Source organism: Flavobacterium oreochromis (assembly GCF_019565455.1).
Lineage (GTDB): Bacteria > Bacteroidota > Bacteroidia > Flavobacteriales > Flavobacteriaceae > Flavobacterium > Flavobacterium oreochromis.
Genome location: NZ_CP067377.1, coordinates 1,813,893 through 1,833,834 on the forward strand (window position 1 = coordinate 1,813,893; position 19,942 = coordinate 1,833,834).

At 29.6% G+C, this 19,942-nt stretch carries 12 protein-coding genes and 3 pseudogenes; 13 read left to right on the forward strand and 2 right to left on the reverse strand.

Annotated features, from left to right (window positions below; translation table 11 throughout):
* Positions 1 to 25: 25 nt before the first annotated feature.
* From JJC03_RS08645 to JJC03_RS08660, 5 genes are all read left to right on the forward strand, one after another.
* Entirely contained in the window at positions 26 to 241 is a 216-nt protein-coding gene (locus JJC03_RS08645) for a hypothetical protein (RefSeq protein WP_235873071.1), read from the forward strand.
* 411 nt (positions 242 to 652) lie between these two features.
* Positions 653 to 1,990: a TonB-dependent receptor gene (locus JJC03_RS17735; protein WP_258930459.1), complete on the forward strand. Its 1,338-nt coding sequence runs from the start codon at positions 653 to 655 to the stop codon at positions 1,988 to 1,990.
* A 29-nt stretch (positions 1,991 to 2,019) separates the two neighbouring features.
* On the forward strand, positions 2,020 to 2,793 hold the full coding sequence (locus JJC03_RS17740) for a TonB-dependent receptor domain-containing protein (protein ID WP_258930461.1): 774 nt from the start codon (positions 2,020 to 2,022) through the stop codon (positions 2,791 to 2,793).
* Between the two features lie 51 nt (positions 2,794 to 2,844).
* Positions 2,845 to 4,347, forward strand: a complete 1,503-nt coding sequence (locus tag JJC03_RS08655; protein ID WP_258930463.1) for a PepSY-associated transmembrane domain-containing protein — start codon at positions 2,845 to 2,847, stop codon at positions 4,345 to 4,347.
* A gap of 131 nt (positions 4,348 to 4,478) precedes the next feature.
* Positions 4,479 to 5,831: a glycoside hydrolase family 19 protein gene (locus tag JJC03_RS08660; protein ID WP_088398440.1), complete on the forward strand. Its 1,353-nt coding sequence runs from the start codon at positions 4,479 to 4,481 to the stop codon at positions 5,829 to 5,831.
* A gap of 178 nt (positions 5,832 to 6,009) precedes the next feature.
* Here the strand turns inward: JJC03_RS08660 and lysS are convergent, their stop codons facing one another.
* Positions 6,010 to 7,701 carry a lysine--tRNA ligase gene (lysS, locus tag JJC03_RS08665; RefSeq protein WP_088398439.1) on the reverse strand — a complete coding sequence of 564 codons (1,692 nt, stop codon included), beginning with the start codon at positions 7,699 to 7,701 and terminating at the stop codon, positions 6,010 to 6,012.
* A 171-nt stretch (positions 7,702 to 7,872) separates the two neighbouring features.
* Between lysS and JJC03_RS08670 the strand changes: the two genes are divergently transcribed.
* Positions 7,873 to 8,613: a hypothetical protein gene (locus JJC03_RS08670; protein ID WP_123867136.1), complete on the forward strand. Its 741-nt coding sequence runs from the start codon at positions 7,873 to 7,875 to the stop codon at positions 8,611 to 8,613.
* Positions 8,613 to 9,305 carry a lipoyl(octanoyl) transferase LipB gene (gene lipB / locus JJC03_RS08675; RefSeq protein WP_088398437.1) on the forward strand — a complete coding sequence of 231 codons (693 nt, stop codon included), beginning with the start codon at positions 8,613 to 8,615 and terminating at the stop codon, positions 9,303 to 9,305. Before JJC03_RS08670 ends, lipB begins: the two co-directional genes overlap by 1 nt.
* Positions 9,306 to 9,423: 118 nt before the next feature.
* Here lipB and rnhB read toward each other — a convergent pair.
* Positions 9,424 to 10,084: pseudogene (gene rnhB / locus JJC03_RS08680) on the reverse strand (ribonuclease HII).
* A gap of 199 nt (positions 10,085 to 10,283) precedes the next feature.
* Between rnhB and JJC03_RS08685 the strand changes: the two are divergent.
* The 6 genes and pseudogenes from JJC03_RS08685 to JJC03_RS08710 all read left to right on the forward strand — a co-directional run bounded on the left by JJC03_RS08685 (position 10,284) and on the right by JJC03_RS08710 (position 19,941).
* On the forward strand, positions 10,284 to 13,271 hold the full coding sequence (locus JJC03_RS08685) for a SusC/RagA family TonB-linked outer membrane protein (protein WP_088398435.1): 2,988 nt from the start codon (positions 10,284 to 10,286) through the stop codon (positions 13,269 to 13,271).
* Between the two features lie 10 nt (positions 13,272 to 13,281).
* Positions 13,282 to 14,700: a RagB/SusD family nutrient uptake outer membrane protein gene (locus JJC03_RS08690; protein WP_088398434.1), complete on the forward strand. Its 1,419-nt coding sequence runs from the start codon at positions 13,282 to 13,284 to the stop codon at positions 14,698 to 14,700.
* Between the two features lie 74 nt (positions 14,701 to 14,774).
* Positions 14,775 to 16,687 (forward strand): annotated as a pseudogene (locus JJC03_RS19485) (putative porin).
* 150 nt (positions 16,688 to 16,837) lie between these two features.
* Positions 16,838 to 18,199 carry a pyridoxal-phosphate dependent enzyme gene (locus JJC03_RS08700; protein WP_235873072.1) on the forward strand — a complete coding sequence of 454 codons (1,362 nt, stop codon included), beginning with the start codon at positions 16,838 to 16,840 and terminating at the stop codon, positions 18,197 to 18,199.
* A gap of 198 nt (positions 18,200 to 18,397) precedes the next feature.
* Positions 18,398 to 19,672: pseudogene (locus tag JJC03_RS08705) on the forward strand (DUF2851 family protein).
* A 47-nt stretch (positions 19,673 to 19,719) separates the two neighbouring features.
* Entirely contained in the window at positions 19,720 to 19,941 is a 222-nt protein-coding gene (locus tag JJC03_RS08710) for a PspC family transcriptional regulator (protein ID WP_088398430.1), read from the forward strand.
* The last annotated feature ends 1 nt before the right edge of the window (position 19,942 follow it).

Below are 19,942 nucleotides of genomic sequence, written 5' to 3' on the forward strand. Positions count from 1 at the left end.
AGATAAAATACACTTAGAAAAATAAATGAAATTTACCCTATTAATAGTCATTTTCTCATTGTTATTACGTCCTGTAGTGCCTGTGTTTTCTTATGTCATAAACTATGATCATATAAGTCGTGTATTGTGTGAAAATAAGAATAAACCTCAATTAGAATGTAATGGTAAGTGTTATTTAAAAAAACAAATGGCTAAAGAATCAGAGGAAGAAAAACCTTTGCAAAAGATACTAAACAAATAAAAATAGAAAATGAAATTTTATTTTTTTATTCCTTTTAAATGATTCAAAGTCACTAAAACCTATTTTTAAACCACATAAAAATATTTCTATATATATCAACTTATATAATTTTCTACTAGAAAATTATATTTTTCATCCACCTTTATTTAGAAAAGCGTTTACTGCTAAATACCTTTTAGTATTATAGCATTTTTATAATTTTCTAAAAAAATAATTAATATCTTATATTAATAATCATAATTAAAGAAAGCTATTATAAGCCTTATCTGCGTTAATGGTTAGTTTATCAAATAAGATTAAGAACGAATACAATTATTTCTTTTAGATACAACACATAGTTTTATATTTTATTCTTAAAGCAGTATGCTTTCTTATTTTAAAAAGAAAATATGCTATAATAGTAATCTTCCAATGAAAATAAAAAAAGTATTCATTACTCTTTTAGGAGTTGTGAGTGTTTATGCACAAAATAAAAAAAATCAGGATACAACAAAAATTAATCATATAGAAGAAATAGTTGTAACCTCTAATAGAGTACACACTAAAAAAATAGAAACCCCCGTAGCTATTTCTAAACTAACAGAAAAGCAAATTAAAGAAACTAAAGCAACTGCCATATACGAGTTAGTTAATAAAACACCAGGTGTTTTAATGACTAATTTAGGAAATGAACAACATAGTATGTCTATTAGACAACCTATGACGACAAATGCTTATTTTTTATATTTAGAAGATGGTTTGCCTATTCGACCTTTAGGCGTTTTTAATCATAATGCCCTTTTAGAAATTAATCAGTTTAATCTTCAAAGTATAGAGGTAGTTAAAGGACCTGTTTCTTCTTTATATGGTCCAGAAGCAGTAGGAGGAGCAATTAATCTAATTTCCAAACAACCTTCTGAAAAACACGAGTTAAAATTAGGCTATCAAGGAGATCAATTTCATTTTAATCGTTTTCAAGCAATGGGTTCAGGTACCATTGGTAAATTCGGTTATCATATTGCAGGCTTATCATCCGTTCAAAAAAATTCTTGGATGACTTACTCTGATTACGATAAATATAATGTAAACGGGCGTTTTGATTATTCTTTTAATTCTCAACATAAACTTATTACTACAATATTTTATGGACAATATTATACCCAAATGAGTGGTAGTGTTACAGAACAAGATTTTTATGAACGAACATATAGAAGTCAAACGAATTTTGCTTATCGTAAGTCAAATGCTTTAAGAGCAAAAATAACATATGAATTAAATTGGAGTAATTATAGCATGACCTCCTTCACCGCTTTTGTCCGTGATAATCAATTAGGACAAAATCCATCCTATGCGATAAGAATTTCAGATGATAAAAAAACAGCTACAGGAGAAATTAATTCTAATAATTTTACGAGTTATGGCATTTTGTTACAACATACCCAAAGGGTTAATTTATTTAATACAACTTTAGTAGCAGGAGGTTTATTAGATTACTCACCTATTGATTATTGGTCTTATAGAATAGATTTGAAACCAGTTCTTAAGCCAGGTACAACAATTGTCTCACAATATGACTTTATTACAGAGCGTCCTGATCTAAGATTAAAAGCATATAATGGAACGATTTATAATTACGCCACTTTTGCACAAATAAAAACTATACCTATAAAAAATACAATTCTTACATTTGGAGGGCGATATGATAAAATGAATTTAGATTATTATAACGATATTAGTAAAAAGAGGGTGCAAAAGATTATAATCAATTAACGTTTAAGGCTGGAATTAATTATAATCCATTGCAAAATGCGGGGTTTTACGCAAATTATTCACAAGGTTTTTCTCCTCCTAGTGTTTCTAGTATTTTTGAAATAAAAGCAGGTACAGGAGGAAAAACAGGAATTCCAGCAGAGTTTAATTACGATTTAAAGTCGGCCTTGTTTTATAACTATGAAATAGGAGGCTGGTTAGCATTAATCAAAAATAAATTTAAGATAGATTACTCCTTATATTATATGAAAGGAGAAAATGAATTAATCAATACACGGTTAGCCGATAATTCAACAGATTATCGTTCCGCAGGAAAAACATTACATAAAGGAATTGAAATAGGAATACATTATGAAATTTCAAAAGTCATTAAATTAAGAGTAGGCGGGACCTATTCAGAACATCATTTTTTAGAATTTGAATTCCCAGAAAAATCTTCAGAAGGAATAAAAGATTTAAATGGAAAAGAAATGCCTTCAGCACCCCGTTGTGTAGTAAATTCAGAACTTAGTTATTATCCTAAATGGTTGCCTAATTTTAGAATTTCTACAGAATGGCAATATGTTTCAAGCTTCTATCAAGATCAAATTAATACGATCAAATATCAAGGTTACAATGTATTTAATGGAAGAATCTCTTATAAGATAAATCGACTAGAAGCCTATTGTAATATAATGAATTTTACAGATCAATTATATGCTTATAACGTATCTCGTGGTAATTCATCTAAATCCGTTTCTAATTATACTCCTTCAGCTCCAAGAACATTTGTTTTTGGATTACAATACGATTTGTCTCTATAGTTTTAATAAACTTAAGAAAGATAAAAAATCTTAAGTCTAAAATATTTTATAATGTCTAAAAAAACAATTCCTCAAAAAATAAAAAAGAAAGTAAAACAGCGTATTTATAAATGGCATAAATTATTAGCCTATGTTACTTTTATACCCGTTATTTTATGGTGTTTATCGGGAATTATGCACCCTTTAATGGCACATTTTTTTAAGCCAGAAATAAAGAACGAATTTATAAATACAAAGGTAATAAACACCTCTAAAATCAAAATCTCCCTCCAGGAAATCTTACAAAAAGAAAAAATTCAAAAAATTAAAAATTTTCGTTTTATAGAAATGAATAATATTTGGTACTACCAAATAAAAATGATTAATAATTCATTAGTTTATTTTAATACCTGTAATGGACAGAAATTAAATAACGGAGATGAAGAATATGCTCAATATCTAGCAAAATATTTTCTAGATGATTATCAAAGTAAAATTGTAAAAATAGACTATCTAACCCAATTTGATCATCAATATAAATATGTAAATAGATATTTGCCAGTTTATAAAATTTCCTTTGATAGAACTGATAGAATGCAAGTATATGTAGAAACAGCATCAAGTAAATTAGCTACTTTTAACCCCTTGTCTAGACAAACTTTTATATGGTTTTTTGACACCTTTCATAATTGGTCATTTATAGACGCTATTACTGTTGATGAAGTACGAATTACTATCATGGCTATACTATTAGGACTTATTATTCTATCAGCTTTGTCAGGTATTTTTATATATGGTTTTTTCTGGAATATTTTTAATAAAGTACAAATTTCAACCGAAAATAAAATACGTATTCATCATAGGAAATTGGGCTTATGGTTTTCAATATTAACGATAGGATTTGCTTTTAGTGGAGCACTTCATTTAATAAAAAAATGGAATGCTAAACCAATTCAAGATATGGTATATCAACCTGTTTTGAATATTAATCAGATAAAGATAACTCCAGTACAAATTGCCATAGATAAAAATAAATTTCAAAATATAAGTCTTATAAAGTTCCAAGATACAGTTTATTATCGATGTGAATTAAAAGTTAAAACAAAACCTAATACAGAAATTGATTACAAAGAAAAAAAATGGAAAAAAAGACCAGCTTCTATTCCAGATATTATCTATATTAATGCTCAATCTAATACTATTGCTGAAAATTTAGATGTACAATATGCTGAATTTTTAGCCCATTATTTTGAAGGTTTATCATTTCAAACAAATAATAATTGTTGTGAAGGAGAAATTTCAGCCGTATCAAAATGTAGTATTGATCAAGCCCAATTACTTGAGACTAAAATTTTAAGTGATTTTGATAATCAAGAATATGGTTTTGTAAATAAACGTTTACCTGTAGTAAAATTAGCATATGATACACCAGAAAAGACTACCTATTTTATAGAAACAGGAACCTCAAGAGTTGCTTCTGTAATACAAAAAGCAGATAGACTAGAAGGTTACTCTTTTGCCTTTTTCATAAATTTTTATGGATGGATTGGGCTGGTAAACCTATTCGTGATTTAGTGATGACTCTTGCCGCTATCGCATTATGCCTCTTAACCCTTTTAGGGTTTAATTTAATAATTAAAAAATAACATTTTTTGCGTTATAATTCAGATTTGGTTAGTTTTATATAATTAACCAAATCTTTTTTTATGAAATTTAAATTATCTAAATTATGCTTTTTGATAGCCATTATTATTTCTTCTCAATTAATACATTCACAAGAACATTCAAATTTAATTTATAAGCAAACTATTTTAACAAGTGCTCAATGGCAGTCATTGTTTCCTAATAGAGCAGGATTGAGTTCTAGTCATCCACAAGGTTATACAACCGATTTTTTTTCTTATAATAACTTTATCCAAGCTTGTAGCGAAATGGCAAATTATTTAGTAAAAATAAGAAGAAAGGAAGGAGTAAATGGAGAACTAATTACAATTACTAAAAAAAATTCTCCAATAGTTTATAATTATTCTCAAGTAGATCCTACATGGTATGCTAATACGACACCAGAAACAATTATTAATATTGATTTTGCTGATTTTATTAATACTTCTAATTCAGTAAATAATATAAGAGAGTTAGGAGCTTTTTTAGCTAATATTTCAAAAGAAACCACAGGTGGCTGGCAAACACCAGTAGGAGGAGGATCTCTTGGAGATTATGCTAAATGGGGATTGTATTTTGTTTATGAATTAGGATATAATGCGACCAATTCAGCAGGAGCTTATAGTCAGGTAAGTGTAGAATATCCAGCTGATCCAACTAAAGGATACTATGGAAGAGGACCTATTCAGCTATCTTGGAACTATAATTATGGTCAGTTTAGTAAATTCTTATATAATGATAAAAATGTATTGTTAAATAATCCTGATTTAGTACAGCAAGATGGAGTGTTAGCTTTTAAATCAGCTATTTGGTTTTGGATGATGCCTCAGTGGCCAAAGCCTTCTTGTCATCAAGTCATGCACGATCTTTGGGAGCCAATTATTGGAGAATATACAATGAATAAAATGTATTTAAAAGGATTTGCGCATACTAATAATATTATTAATGGAGGACTAGAATGTAGAAGTTGGTCTAGTTCCGCTTATACTCTTAAAGTTGCTTTACGCTCCGATTTATATAAGTACTATTTGGGAATATTAGGGTTAAATTCTAATCAGATAGCGGCAGAAGATTCAGGACAATATACAACTACTTGTTTTCAAGATACATCTAATGCTATGCAAGATTATTTAAGTGCTAATGTCTTGTCTAGTAATACATTTGATTTAGATCATCTTGTTTTTAGTCCGAATCCTGTTCAAGAATATCTAAAAATAAACTATAAAAAAAATATAGATCAAATAATTATATATGGATTAGATGGTAAAGAAATTCAGAAAACAGTTATTCAAAAATCAAATTTTGAATTAAATGTTACCTGCCTTGAAAAAGGAATTTATTTAGTGAAGATTATGAGTAATGGAGAATCAGCTGTTTTTAGAATCCTAAAGAACTGATATAGAGTACTAATAGAAAAAGAGGGTGTCTGAAAAGTCGACAATCTTGTCATCTCGATTGAATAGAGAAGTTCATAATGTTGATTATGACACTTCTCTTTGCGTTGTAGTGACAAATTTTATCTAGGTTTACTTTTTGGGCACCCTTTTTATTTATTGTTTAAAATTTTAAAGTCTTTTAGACTAGAGTCACTGTTTTATTTTCACCATCAACTAAGACTTTGGTCAAACCGTGTTTAGCTAATCCTTTCATTGCGGCATCCCATTTTTTACCACTCAATCCTGCCTTTTCTTTTAATTGAGTTAAAGCTTGATTATCTTCAGTTTTTAATAAGTCAATAATTAATTTTTCATCTTCTGTTAATTCTGGGCCTTTTTTTTCAGGGCGCATTTGTGGGAAAAATAAAACTTCTTGTATAGAAGCATTGTTTGTTAAGAACATGATAAGCCTATCCATTCCTATTCCTAATCCAGAAGTAGGAGGCATTCCGTATTCTAAAGCACGTAAAAAATCCTCATCAATAATTCCATTTGCTTCATCATCTCCCTTTTGAGCTAATTCCATTTGCGTCACAAAACGCTCTCTTTGGTCAATTGGATCATTTAATTCAGAATAAGCATTGGCTATTTCTTTTCCGCAAACCATTAGCTCAAAGCGTTCAGTTAATTCTGGGTTATCGCGATGTTCTTTAGTTAAAGGAGACATTTCTTTTGGGTAGTCAGTAATAAAGGTAGGTTGGATGAAATTACCTTCACATTTTTCACCAAATATTTCATCAATTAACTTTCCTTTACCCATAGTATCATTTACTTCGATACCCATAGATTTTGCTGCCTCGCGTAACTCTTCTTCTGTTTTTCCTGTGATATCAAATCCTGTAAATTGTTTGATAGCATCAGTCATTGTAACACGAGCATAAGGAGCTTTAAAGTTTACTTTATATTCACCAAAAGTAGCTTCAGTAGTACCATTTACTTGCAATGCGCAGTACTCGAGTAAATTTTCGGTAAATTCCATCATCCAATTGTAATCCTTATAAGCAACATAAATTTCCATAGCAGTAAACTCAGGATTGTGAGTTCTATCCATACCTTCGTTACGGAAATTTTTAGAGAATTCATATACCCCATCGAAACCACCAACGATTAATCTTTTTAAGTACAACTCATTAGCAATACGCATATATAAAGGAATGTCTAAACTGTTGTGATGCGTAATAAAAGGGCGTGCAGCTGCTCCCCCAGGGATAGATTGTAAAACAGGAGTTTCTACCTCCATATAACCAGCATTGTTGAAAAAAGTACGCATAGCAGTAAAAAGTTTTGTTCTCTTTACAAAAACATCTTTCACTTGTGGGTTTACTACTAAATCTACATAGCGCATACGATAACGTAGCTCAGGATCTATAAACTCATCAAAAACTTTACCTGTTTCATCTGTTTTAGGCATAGGTAAAGGACGCAAAGTTTTACTTAAAAAAGTAAAGTTCGTTACACGAATACATTGAGCTCCTACTTGCGTAGTAAATAATTCGCCTTCTATACCAATAAAATCACCTAAATCAACTAATTTTCTAAAAACAGTATTGTATAACGTTTTATCTTCTTCAGAGCAAATTACATCTCGATTAAAATACGCCTGAATACGTCCTTCACTATCTTGAATTTCAGAAAAACAAGCTTTTCCTTGATCACGATTACTCATTAATCGTCCCGCAACTACAACCTTCTTACCCTCTTCAAAAGATTCCTTTATTTGTTTCGAAGTATGATCTACTGGATACAAATTAGCGGGATATGGATTGATACCAAGTTCACGTAACTTGGTCAACTTTTCTCTTCTGATAATTTCTTGTTCTGAAAGTTGCATAACATTGAATTTTTAAAGTCAGCAAAGATAACTATTAGTTTAAAAGTTTAAAAGTTTTAAAAGTTTAAAATTTAGTAACCACGTAACTATATTGTGTATTTTTGTGATTTATTTAAAATTTATGAACTCTTTTGCTGTTTAAGAATCTCTATATTTGACAAAAATAATATAATGAAATATTTTGTATCCTTACTATTAATGTATTTCCTATTAACCAGCTGTGTTTTTACAGAAACTATTGAAATTACCAAAGAAGGATCAGGAAAATACACATTTGCTATGGATGGATCTAGTTTAATGACTATGATACCAAAAGATAGTTTAGCTTTAGGTAAAGAAATAGACTCTGTCCTAACTTTTAAACAGTTATTAGAAGAAAAAAAGGATAGTATTTCGAAATTAAGTTCAAAAGAACAAGCTGAGTTGAAAAATATAGAAAATTTTTCAATGCGATTTAAAATGAATGAAAAAGAAAAACAATTCTTATTTTCTCTAGAAACTTCTTTTAAGTCCGTAACAGATTTGCAGGGATTAATTGATAACATGGAAAGTATTCAAAGATTTAGGAAGGCTAGTAAAAATCAAAAAATGAGATTTATGGCAGATCCTAGTTTTTTTAAAGGAACAAGTGTTAAAATGGAATGTTTTTATGATGGTAAAAAATTTTTAAGAAAAACAATATTAGATCAAGAAGTGTTGAGAAAAATGAATATTGATTCTTTATCCCAATATAAAATGATTTTAGAAGCATCTAGATATATAGTAAACTATCATTTTCCTAAACCTGTAAAAACAATATCTAATAAATCAGTCATTTTTTCCAATGATCGAAAAATTGCGACAGTAGAGTTTTCTTTCCAAGAAATCTTGAAATCGCCTGAATGTTTAAATTTACAAGTACAATTTAAGTAATGAACAAGAAAATAAAGCTCCAAGATTTAGGACGTAAAGATTATAAAGCTACATGGGATTATCAAGAAGAATTATTTGCCGAAATTGTAGCTCAAAAAATTAGAAAAAGAGAAGATCCAGATTTGAAAACAGATAACTATTTTTTATTTGTTGAACATCCACATGTTTATACTTTGGGAAAAAGTGGTGATCTGTCTAATTTATTATTGTCTGAAAAACAATTAGCAGAAAAAGGAGCTACATTTTATAAGATAAATAGAGGAGGAGATATAACCTATCATGGTCCAGGTCAAATCGTGGGATATCCTATTTTAGATTTAGAAAATTTTTTTACGGATATACATAAGTATTTAAGATTGTTGGAAGAAGCTATTATTCTAACATTGGCGGAATACGGTATAGCTTCGGAACGCAGTGAAGGAGAAACAGGAGTTTGGTTAGGAGTAGGTACGCCTTTTGCTCGAAAAATATGTGCTATGGGAGTTCGTGCTTCTCGTTGGGTAACAATGCACGGCTTTGCATTAAATGTAAATGCGGATTTGGGGTATTTTGATAATATTATTCCTTGCGGTATAAAAGGGAAAGCAGTAACCTCTCTTCATGTGGAGTTAGGGTATTCTGTGGATGAACAAGAAGTAAAAGAAAAAATACTAAAGCATTTTAAAAATCTTTTTGAAGTGATTTTAGCTTGATGTAAAAAAACGTTAGAATGTACATTGTTTAGATTCTAACGCTTTTTTAGGATTGATTAAAAAGAATAATTAAGAACTCATGTGTATTTATACTTATATGCTTTATGCTATAGTCTTTTTATAGATCTAAAACAAATTGTTCAGGGAGTAATTTAAAAGATTTCCTGTGGTATTTAGTAATACCATATTTAGCAATAGCTTCTCTATGATCTTTTGTTGGGTATCCTTTGTTTTTTTTCCAGTTATACATGGGAAATTCTTCATGAATTTTACTCATGTATTCATCCCGATATGTTTTAGCGAGTATAGAGGCAGCAGCTATGCTCATGAATTTACTATCACCTTTTACAATACTTTGATTAGGTATAGATTTTAAAAAAAGTATCTCTTCGTTTGTTAGATTATAGCCACTTTGTGTTTTGATTCCTAATTTTCCTAATAAAGGACGGTTTCCATCAATGATTATAAAGTCAGGTTTTTCATTTAATTTTAAGATACTCTCCTGCATTGCCTTCATAGAGGCATTTAGAATGTTAATTTCGTCAATTTCTTGATTCAATATATGTGTTACAGCAAAACTTATTGCAGAATTTTCTATTGTAGGTCTTAAAGTATTCTCTTTTTTTTTCAGATAATTGCTTAGAATCATTTAAAAAATCAATTTTGAAGCTTTCAGGAAGAATGATAGCTGCTGCTGTAACAGGTCCGGCTAGGCAACCTCTGCCTGCTTCATCGCATCCAACTTCTTTGGTGTAATTACTAAATTTTAAGGATAACATACAGTTGTATTTAATAAAGAGTTAATACTATTTGTTTTTTAGTAACAATTAAGTAATGTCTTTTTGTGATATTTATAGATGTTTCAAAGGTAGTTTATAAAATTTAACATTCATAAAAAACGATTATTTCTAACTATTGTTTGGGAAATTAAGAAATATTTAAGAAGTTTGCGGGATAACTAACTCAAATAAAATTAATATGAGATCAAAGTTCAAATGGATTTTTACGCTATTATTAGCGTTAACAATGCAGTTTTCTTTTGCTCAAGAGAAAACAATAACTGGGGTGGTTACTGACGCAAATGGTCCGCTACCAGGGGTAAATGTTGTTGTAAAAGGTACGCAACGTGGGGTTTCATCCGGATTTGATGGTAAATATAGTATTAAAGCGAAAGAAGGTGAAACTTTAGTGTTCTCATTTATGGGAATGAGAGAAGTAGCTAAAGTGGTTGGAGCTTCTAATGTTATGAATACTGTTATGCAGAGTGATGCGAAACAAATAGGAGACGTAGTTATAGTAGGTTTTGCTAAGCAGGAAAAGAAAAAGATGATCCAGTCAGTAGCAACTGTAGGATCAGATAAGATTAAAGATGTTCCTGTAGCCTCTGTTCAAGATGTTCTTCAAGGTCAAACTTCTGGAGTGCAGGTTGTGTCTTCTTCTGGAGTAATTGGTTCTGCACCAGTTGTAAAAGTGAGAGGTGTTGCTTCTATCACAGCGGGTGCTAGACCTTTATATGTAGTTGATGGAGTGCCTTTAAATGATGTTAATTTAACATCTTCTCAAGGAGGTCAAGCTCTAAACCCAATTGCAGATATAAATCCTGCTGATATCGAGACAATGTCTGTTTTGAAAGATGCTGCTGCAACTTCTATTTATGGTTCTAGAGGTGCCAATGGGGTTATATTAATAACAACGAAAATGGGTAAAAAAGGACAAGATGCAAAAGTTATAGTAGGTTTCAATACATCATTTACAAATTATACAGATGCAATGAAAATGATGGATGCAAGTCAGTATAAAGAATATAATTTTAAGTATCCTCAAGCATTGGTAAATACAGGTGTGTCAATAAATGATATAGGAGATAAAAATTTTGATTGGTTAAATGCTGTTTCAAGGACAGGAGTTTCAATGGGAACAGATGTTTCTCTATCTGGAGGGTCTGATAAAACGACTTATTTTATAGGAGGTAGTTATTCAAATCAATCAGGATTTATAATTGGGAATGGTATTGAAAAAGCAGCAGGAAGATTGAATGTATCAACAGAGGCTAATTCATGGTTAAAAGTGGGAATGAACTTAGGTATTACAAATTCGAGAATGGATCGTGTAGCATCTGAAAATTCTGTTAATGCACCATTTACTTCCGCATTTTTACAAGAACCTTATGTGAGTCCATATGATGATAATGGTAATTTTCAGCGTACAGGTTTTATTGCAAATGTAGTAGCAATTGAATCTTTGAATATAAATAATTTAATGAGTAATCGTGTAACAGGTAATGTGTTTGCTGATTTTAAATTGTTTAAGCCTTTAACTTATAGAGTTGAATTTGGTTTAGATCGTTCTTCGATTGAAGAATTCCGTCGTGAGAAGGATATTAATCAAGCTGGTGGTTCTGCATCTGATTATCATGCAATTCAACAGAAGACGATTTTTACGAATACTTTAAATTATAATAAAAAAATTGCAGATAAAGTTAATTTAAACGCTTTATTAGGTTTTACAGCAGAAAATACAGAGGTTAGAGATATAACTGTTGCAGGTTCTGTTTTCGCATCGGATGATTTTATAAACGTAACTTCAGCAGTTGTAAAATCTACAACTGATAATACTAATGCTCAATCTAGATTAAATGGCTATTTTTCTCGTTTAAATTTAGATTATGATTCAAAATATATATTTGAAGGATCATTTAGAAGAGATGGTTCTTCTCGTTTTGGTAGTAATAATAGATTTGGTAATTTCTGGTCTGTAGGTGCGGCTTGGAATGTTGCGAATGAAGATTTTTTAAAAGGAAGTAAGTATATTAGTGAATTGAAGTTAAAGGCAAATATTGGAGTTGCTGGTAATGATAGAATCGCAGATTATGGTTGGAGAGAGCGTGTTAATGGTGGAATTTATCCTAATTATAACGAAACTTCTGGTCTTGCTTTTTATAGATTTCAAAATCCAGAATTGAGATGGGAAAAATCTAAATCAGTTGATTTTGGTTTGAATTTAGGTCTTTTTGAAGATAGAATAAAAGTTGGAGTTGATGTGTATAGAAAAGTTACTAGTGATTTATTATTGAATAAATTATTAAATGTGGCAGATAATGACGGTGTTAGAACTTATTTGACGAATGCAGGGAAAATGGAAAATAGAGGTTTAGATTTAGATTTAAGCGTTGATATTTTGAAAAATTCTGATTTAAAATGGAGTTCTAATGTGAATTTTAACTTTAATAGAAATAAAATTCTAGAATTAAATTCTGATGCTTCTGTTGATGCACAAGGTAACAAATTCATTGCGGGATCTACTTATCAAAGAGCAATTGAAGGTTACTCAGCAAATACATTTTATTTGGTTCCTTATTTAGGAATAAATAAAGATACTGGAAATGCTGAATGGTTGGATATTAATGATAAACCAACTACAGTTTATTCAGCCTCAGATAGAAGAATAGTAGGAGATGCAAATCCTGATTTTACTGGAGGCTGGACAAATACTTTGAAATATAAGAATTTAGATTTATCTACACTAATTAATTATAGTTACGGGAATGATATTTTTGTTGATGGATTAAGATTTGTGGATAGAGCAACTTATAGTTATAATCATAGAGAAATAGTTGGAAATGTTTGGCAAAAGTCAGGAGATGATGCTTATACACCAAATCCAAACTCTCCTACATTTAGAACTGTAAATAATGCGTCAACGAGACAATTAAAAGATGGATCTTTTGCTAGATTAAAGAATGTAACTTTAGGTTATAATTTTCCAATGGCTAAAATAGGAAAAAGCTTTATTTCATCTGTTAGAATTTATGCAACTGCGCAAAATTTATATACATTAAAGAGTAAAGAATTACAAGGTATTGATCCTGAGGTTTCTAATTCAATTAGTGCGGGAATACAAGGAGAGACATTTTTTACGGCTCCTCAAACTAAAACATTCTTATTTGGTACTCGTTTAACTTTTTAAGATTTTATTTATGAAAAATTTTTATATTTCAGCACTTTTTTTAAGTCTCATTTTTGGAGGATGTCAGACAGATCTTAATGTGAGCGCTCAAGATGAATCGTCACGTGATGTTGTATTTAACACAGGACTAGGTGTAAAATCGTTTACAACTGGTTTGTATGGTTTGGCACAGCAAGAAGGGGCTTTTGGAGGTGTGCCACAGTTGCTAGGAGAATGGCAATCAGATAATATCGGTTTTAGAGGTACATTTCCTACGTTAATTGAAATACGTGATTATACTACAATTTCCACAAATGGAAATATTGCTTCTATTTGGCAAGATCATTATGAAATAATTACTCAAGCAAATACAATTATCAGTAGAGCTTATTCTACTCCTGATGTTGATTTCTCTAAGGAAGAACGTGATCAAGTTGTAGGAGAAGCAAAATTTATGAGAGCTTTGGCGTATTTTCAATTAAATTGCCTGTTCGCTCAACCAATTCAAACTGTAGGTTCAGGTGGATTATCAGTGCCTTTAGTTACTCAGTATGTGAAATCTGTAGATGAAATAGGTTTGCGTAGTACAGCTAGAGCAACTATTGGTCAAATTTATAATCAAATTGAATTAGATTTACTTGATGCAATTAATAAGATTACAAAATTTGATAGATCTAGAGCAAATATTGGAGCTGCTAAAGCATTGTTAGCTAGAGTTTATTTATATCAAAATAAATTTGATTTGGCTGCAAATTATGCTAATCAAGTAATAAATATGCCTGAGTTTACTTTTGCTAATGATTATTTGTTTTATGATAATAAAACGTCGTCAGAGCATATTTTTAACCTTGTTAGTTTAACAAATGATAGTCAGTCTGGTAGTAATGAAAATGGACCGTCAGTGAGTTTCTCTACTTTGACTAATTCTTCTACTCAAGGAGGAAGAGGAGATTGTCCTTTTTCTGCTAATTTAAATGCTACTTTTTCTGCTTCAAATGGAGATTTACGATATACTTTGAAAAGAGCTGATGAAATTAATTCAGCTAGATTTTTTACAACAAAATATGACGATGGGAAAAATCAATCTTCAGATTTTTCTGTAATTCGTATTTCGGAAATGTATTTGATTAGAGCAGAAGCTAACTTGAGAGCTGGTACAGCTGTTGGTGCCAATCCGATTGATGATGTAAATAAAATTAGAAGAAGAGCAAGAGTTGCCGACTTAACAGCACCTCTTACTTTGGATAATATTATTACTGAAAGACGTTTGGAATTTTGTTTTGAAGGTCATAGAAGGATGGATTTATTACGTAATGGAATACAATTAAGATCATCAGGTACCGTACCAGCACCAACTGAAACTATGCCTGGTAAACCAAAAGTTATATTACCTATACCTCAAAGAGAATTGGACTTAAATAAGAATTTGATTCAAAATTCAGGATATTAATAGTAGACCCTCGCTTAGCGAGGGTTTTTTATTTATATCCTTTTCCCTACTTTTGTACTTCATTAATTTATAATATGAAATACATTTTCTGTTTACTGTCTTTTTTTGTTTCTATTTTTCTTTATGCTCAAAAAACACCTTTGAGTCAATCAAAAGATAGCATTAAGTCCTTGCGACAAGCACCAAAAGAAAATCCTAAAGCACCACATAATTGGTATAAAATTTACAATTTGAAAAAAGATACCACATTTGTTGATACCTCTCTTACTATAAAAAGTGATTATAAATTTAATTTGCTCAGAAAAGACAATTTTGGATTGTTACCATTTGCTAATGATGGTTCTGTATATACTATTTTAGACTACAGTTATAATTATACTAAAGCTTTGCCTAATATTGGCTTTAATGCTAAGCAATTTAATTGTCTTAATTCAGAAGATATATTGTATTATAACGTTCCAACTCCTCTAACAGAATTATATTTTAAAACTGTTTTGGAGCAAGGACAAAACATAGATGCTTTTATAACCTTAAATACTTCAAAAAAACTTAATTTTTCATTAGCGTATAAAGGACTACGTTCATTAGGTAAATATCTAAATTCATTGACAAGTACAGGTAATTTTAGATTTACTTCAAGCTATCAAACTAAAAATGAACGTTACGGATTTAATTTGCATTTTACAAGCCAAGATTTTACAAATCAAGAAAATGGTGGGATTTTAAATATCATTGATTTTACCTCTGGTGATCCTCAATTTAGCCAACGTTCAAGATTAGATGTCAAATTAAGAGATGCAAAATCTTTTTTTGAAGGAAAACGTTATTTTTTAGATCAATATTTTCGTTTAAATAGAAATCAAAAATTGAATAATGTACTATTAGAACATCAATTCAAATATGAAATTTTTAATTTCAGTTTTGAAAAATTGACTAGAACTGATTATTTCGGTTTGGGGTATGAAAATTCTAATTATTCAGATCTAACAAAATCATCTACATTTTATAATAAAATTGGTGCAACTTTTTTTAATACCTCAATAGGAAAGTTTAATATATTTATTGAAGATAGTCGTTTTCGTTACGGATATAATCGTTTAGTAATCGAAAACCAACAAATAAAAGTACCTGCTCGAAATGATTTTTCAGTTCAAAATATTGGAGGTAAATATTTTTATCTAAAAGGGAAATTTCGAGGAGAAGCTCTTTTTCCAAGGCGATTTCAAAAAATACTAACTCTACTATTGATATTTTTGCAAAATATACAGTAGACAATAAAAATAGTTTTTCAGCTCAATACACTAATTTGAGTAAATTGCCAGATTTAACCTCTTCTCTGTATCAGAGTGATTTTGTAGCTTATAATTGGAAAAATTATTTTAATAATGAAAAAATTAATTCTTTTCGTTTAAATGCCCAAACACAATGGGGAACACTCGAATCCCAGTTTACAGTATTACATGATCATATTTATTTTAGCAATGATGATTTAACACAAAAAACATTACTTACATCACCTAAGCAATACAAAGGGCCAATTAATTATTTTTCAGCTAAATTGCAAAAAGAATTAAAATTAGGAAAATGGGCACTAAATAATAGCATAGTCTATCAACAAGTAATTCAGGCGGAATCAATTTTAAATGTTCCAAAAATTTTAACTCGTAATACACTATATTTTTCTGACCATTATTTTAAAAAAGCTTTATTTTTACAAACAGGTATTACTTTACAATACTTTACTAATTATTATGCCAACGGATATAATCCTTTAATTGGTAATTTTTATACTCAAACTGATACAACAATAGGAAACCATCCTATTGTTGATTTTTTTGTTAACGCTAGAGTACGCCAAACAAGAATTTTCTTGAAAGCAGAACATTTGAATGCTGCCTTTATTAATAATGATTTTTTTGCAGCACCTAGTCAGCCCTATAAAGACTTTCTTATTCGTTTTGGATTAGTATGGAATTTCTTTCAGTAATTTTAATGTTAAATTTTAAACATCAATTAATTAAGTTCTTTTTTGAATATTTTAGAAATTCTAATCTATATTCAGAATATTTATACCTTTGTAAACCATTTAATAGGTATTTAGTTTAAAGATAACAAGTATCACAATAAAAATCACAGTATGCAATATGCAAAGAACATACTAGAAACCATTGGTAATACACCTCTAGTAAAGTTAAATAAAGTAACAGCTGAAATTGAAGCACTAGTTTTAGCAAAAGTAGAAACATTTAATCCAGGAAATTCTGTTAAAGACCGTATGGCAATTAAAATGATTGAAGATGCCGAAAAAGATGGTCGTTTAAAACCAGGAGGAACCATTATTGAAGGTACTTCCGGTAATACAGGAATGGGATTGGCTTTAGGTGCTATAATTAAAGGCTATAAACTAATCTGTGTAATTTCAGATAAACAATCAAAAGAAAAATGTGATATACTAAGAGCAGTTGGAGCAAAAGTTGTAGTTTGCCCAACAGACGTAGAACCTACTGATCCTCGTTCTTATTATTCCGTTTCCAAACGTTTAGCAGAAGAAACACCAAATGCTTGGTATGTTAATCAATATGATAATCCTAGTAACGCATTAGCGCATTACGAGCAAACAGGGCCGGAAATTTGGAAACAAACAGAAGGTAAAATTACACACTTTGTTGTGGGCGTTGGTACAGGAGGAACCATATCAGGTGTAGCTAAATATCTAAAAGAGAAAAATCCTAATATAAAAATATGGGGAATAGATACATATGGGTCTGTATTTAAAAAATACCATGAAACAGGTATTTTTGATGAAAACGAAATATATTCTTACATAACAGAAGGTATTGGCGAAGATATATTGCCTAAAAATGTTGATTTTTCTCTAATAGATGGTTTTACTAAAGTAACGGATAAAGATGCAGCAGTATACACTCGTAAAATTGCTTTAGAAGAAGGAATATTTGTAGGTAATTCAGCAGGAGCAGCTATTAAAGGATTATTACAGTTAAAAGATGAATTTAAGCCAGATGATGTAGTAGTTGTTTTATTTCATGATTCAGGAAGTCGTTATGTAGGTAAAATGTTCAATGATGATTGGATGCGAGAAAGAGGCTTTTTAGAAGAAGAATTAACAAAAGCAGAAGACTTAATAAAAGATCATATTGAAAAACCACTTGTAATCGTTCGTACAGAAGAGCTAGTTTCACATGCTATAGAAAGAATGCGTAAGTATAAAATTTCACAAATACCAGTTATTGATGTAAACGGATTCGTAGGATCTATTGATGAATCAGATCTTTTTCAAAGCTATATATTAGATAAAAATACAGCTGATAGACCCATAAGAGAAGTTATGGGAGCGCCATTTCCAATTGTAGCCAAAGGAACCCCTATAGAAGAAGTTTCTAAACTAATTACAAAAGATAATCAAGCCGTTTTAGTAGATTTAGGAGATGAAAAACATCATATCATTACAAAATATGATATTATCAATTCTATAAAATAATAAAAAATAAATATTCTGTAACGTATATAAGTTACATCATTTTGTTTTTATGAAAAAAAGCCTAATAAATTCATTTGCAGTGAGTTTGTTAGGTTTTTTTTGTAAATTTATACCTAGATCAGATTATTTGTTGTATTATAAAACATGATGAAATAATCTCATTTTTTATACGCCTTATTAATATTATACGCCCTTATTATGAAAGAAGAATTTTTACATTATGTATGGAACAATAAAAAATTTTCTTTACAATGCTTAACAACAGCACAAGGAGAAAACCTTCAAATACTTCATTCAGGTTTTCAATTAAATCAATCAGGTCCAGATTTTTTTAATGTTCAACTCATTATTGATAATCAAAAATGGGCAGGAAATGTAGAAATACATTTAAAATCATCAGATTGGTATCATCACAATCATCAACTCAATAGCCGGTATGATAATTGTATTTTACATGTAGTTTGGGAACATGATATTTCTGTTTTTAGAAAAGATAATACCGAAATTCCCGTTTTAGTACTTCAAGACTATGTTTCCAAAGAATTAGTTGACCAATATGAAAAATTAATAGTAAAAAAGAGATGGATCAATTGCCAAGAAAAATTAAAAGATATACCTGAATTTATTATCTCTAGTTGGATTCAACGTTTGTATTTTGAACGATTAGAGCAAAAAGATCAATATATTCAAGTATTGTTGAAGGATACAAAACATGATTGGGAAGCCGTTTTTTTTATCATTTTAGCTAAAAATTTCGGATTAAATATAAATGGAGATGCTTTTTTTAATCTGGCTCGAGCTATTCCCTTCTCTGTTCTTAGAAAAGAAAGTTTCGATGTCATGTATTTAGAAGCCTTATTTTTTGGAAGTGCGGGACTTCTACCATTAGAACCTCAAGAAAATTATGCAAAAGATTTAATAGACTTATATCATTATATTAAACTTAAATATTCATTAACATCAAACTATATACAACATTTTGAGTTTTTTAGATTAAGACCAGATAATTTTCCAACTATTCGTATTGCACAATTAGCAATGCTTTATCATATTCAAAAAAAACTTTTTAGTTTAATTATTCAAGCAACTACTATAGAAGAGTTTTATAAAATTTTTTTCAGTTGGAGTTTCCGAATATTGGGGATCTCATTATAATTTTGAAAAAAATCCAAGTATAAAGAAAAAAAACTATCCAAATCATTTATTGAATTGTTAATTATCAATGCAATATTGCCAATACGATTTGCCTATGAAAAATATAATTATAACAGTCAAAATGATTTAAATTTAACTTTAGTAGAAAATCTTAAACCTGAAAAAAATGTAATAATAGAATATTTTAAATTTTATGGTTTAAAGCCAAAGGGCGCAATGGAAACTCAAGGTATGATTCAGCTTAAAAAGAATTACTGTGATAATAAACGTTGTTTAGAATGTGCTATTGGGGTTCAGTTTTTGAAGTCTGAAAAATAAATTGTAGATTTACTAAAGTATTTATATAAAAATTCTTCTATCATTCTATGATATTAAAACTTAAATATTTTTTTGAACGACAAGGGTTTCATATCGCCTCACGATTAGCCGATCGTTTAGGTATGAGAGCGAATAGCGTTCGCTTGTTTTTTATTTATATATCATGTGTTACAGTAGGACTTTGGTTTGGAGTATACTTAACAATTGGTTTCATTATGAAATTAAAAGATTTAGTTAGAGCAAAAAGAACCTCCGTTTTTGATTTATAAT